The sequence below is a fragment of the Acinetobacter sp. UBA2063 genome, assembly GCF_002333245.1.
Taxonomy (GTDB): Bacteria; Pseudomonadota; Gammaproteobacteria; order Pseudomonadales; family Moraxellaceae; genus Acinetobacter; species Acinetobacter parvus.
In genome coordinates this window covers 1,883-4,164 of sequence record NZ_DDAH01000018.1, presented here as the reverse complement: position 1 = coordinate 4,164, position 2,282 = coordinate 1,883, and the positions used below count along the sequence as shown (strand labels likewise).

Annotated in this window: 2 protein-coding genes and 1 pseudogene; all 3 read left to right on the top strand. The window is 37.9% G+C overall.

The features are described from left to right. Positions 1–1,251, top strand: a 1,251-nt coding sequence (locus B4H32_RS00750) for a methyltransferase regulatory domain-containing protein (protein ID WP_286799172.1), incomplete at its 5' end; no start/stop codon positions are given. 90 nt (positions 1,252–1,341) lie between these two features. After that, the gene (gene aat / locus B4H32_RS00745; RefSeq protein ID WP_004682807.1) at positions 1,342–2,073 is read left to right on the top strand and encodes a leucyl/phenylalanyl-tRNA--protein transferase; all 732 of its coding nucleotides are present in this window, start codon (positions 1,342–1,344) and stop codon (positions 2,071–2,073) included. Positions 2,074–2,101: 28 nt separating this feature from the next. Continuing rightward, positions 2,102–2,282: pseudogene (locus B4H32_RS00740) on the top strand (arginyltransferase); the annotation flags it as partial.

Below are 2,282 nucleotides of genomic sequence, written 5' to 3'. Positions count from 1 at the left end.
GAATTATTAAATCGAAATGATTTACCCATGTTTGATTCAATTAGCCTACATGGAATATGGAGCTGGATAAGCTATGAAAACCAACACATCATTTTGAAATTCATTCGTAAATATTTAAAACCCAATGGTATTGTCTATATCAGTTATAACTGCGTGACAGGTTGGGCTGCCAATATGCCTATACGCGAGTTATTTCATAGTCATTTTAAATTTAATAGCAAAAGTACAAACCCACTGCAAAAAGTAAATGAAGCATTAAATTTTAGCGAAGAACTACTTAAACAAAATCCAATCTTTGCTCAAAGAAATCCCAATGCTTTGCAAAAAGTAATCGATCTCAAACAACAAAATCCAAATTACTTAATTCATGAATATTTGAATCAAGATTGGCAATGCTTTTCATTTCAGCAAGTAGTCAGAATCCTAGATGAAATTAAATTATCTTATGCTGGGTCTACAGACTTAGGAACGCATCTAGATAACATTAATTTTTCAGAAGAACATCAGCAATTTCTAAATGCGATTGAACACCCGATTTTCAAAGAACAGTGCCGAGATTATTTTGCCAACACACAATTTAGACGGGATTTATTTATTCGAGGCAAGAATAATTTAACCCCATTACAAGTCCAAGCAAAACTCCGAAAAACAGCATTTGTGCTTCTAACAGCCAAAGAGCAATTACCGAGTAGCATTACAGGACTATTGGGGACATTCAATTTGATAGAGGAAATTTATCAACCAATTGGCAATCGATTTGCTGAAGTTAACTATCAACCGCTCACTATTGCAGATTTAGAAGCTAGTTTTCCCGAGCTTCACTATGCAAAAATCTTAAATGCGCTCGTTATCCTGTGCCATCTTGGACTAGCTCAACCATGTCAAAATAATGAACCATCTCAAAAAATGTTCGAGCATTGCCATAATCTGAATCATTACATTTTAAAACAAGCGAGTTTTCATCAAAACTATGGTGTTTTAATTAGTCCAATCACAGGCATTGGTATACCGACTGAACATTTTCATCAATTATTTTATCGCGCTCACTTTATAGAGGGTTTAACGACTGCAACAGATTTTGCTTACTATGTGCAAGATGTCATCCAACAGCTTGGGTGGTTAGTTTTAGATAAAGATGGTCAAATGGTTTCAGATCAAGTTAAAAGCATTGAAATTATCCAATCTAAAGCCCAAATATTTTTAGAAAGTAAGAAGTTGGAAATCGCGAAACAATTGCGTTTATTTAATTAAATACTGATGATCGAATGGCGAAGTACTATATTTGCCATTCGACCTTTCTTAGATTAGTTTAATCTGAATCCTTTCCATATTCATTTTATTATGCATCAACTTCCACCCTCTCAATATATTTTTCCTGATCCTATTGAAGCTGATCCCGAGGGTCATGGTTTCATCTGCATTGGTGCTGACCTATCTCCATCGACTTTATTTGAAGCCTATACACACGGATTATTTCCCTGGTTTAATGAAGACGAACCCATTTGCTGGTGGAGTCCTGAACCACGCTGCATTATTCAGCCACACTCCTATAAACCTAGCAAATCCTTGCTGCGAAATATGAAAAAGCATGACTATCGCATTAGCATCAATCACGCCTTTGAAGATGTGATTCGTTCCTGCTCGCTGCCCCGTAGCTATGCCAATGAAACCTGGATTAGTGAAGATATAATCGAAGGCTATTGTTCTCTATTTAAGGCGGGTTATGCCTATAGTGTTGAAGTCTGGCAACAGGACAAACTGGTTGGTGGCTTGTATGGAGTCACCATCGGCAAAGGCTGTTTTGGTGAGTCCATGTTTAGCACCGAAACTGATGTTTCCAAGATGGCTTTCTACACCCTGATGCTGATTGGACAGGAAAATCAGTTGCCTTGGATTGACTGCCAACTGGTTAACGATCATCTCCTGAGTCTGGGAGCCAGTACAATTTCTCGCCAGACATATCTAAAATCGTTACAAGATGTAATTATTGCCCCCCCTATCAATTGGAAAAACTATCAGGAACGTGTATTTTCAAGTAAAACAATAGCAGTTAATGCAAAATTAGACGGTTAATGGACGAACACCTTGGAGGGACAGATTCATGAAATCATACCAACCCAAGTCCCTTTTAAATGACTTACAGTATTACATCACGCCACCGCACGACTGTAGTTACCTCGATAACAAGTCAGCGCGCATGGTGTTTCTGGACCCGATTCATCGGATTGATGTCGTCACCTTATCTGAACTTTCCCGTGTCGGTTTTAGGCGTAGTGGTGATA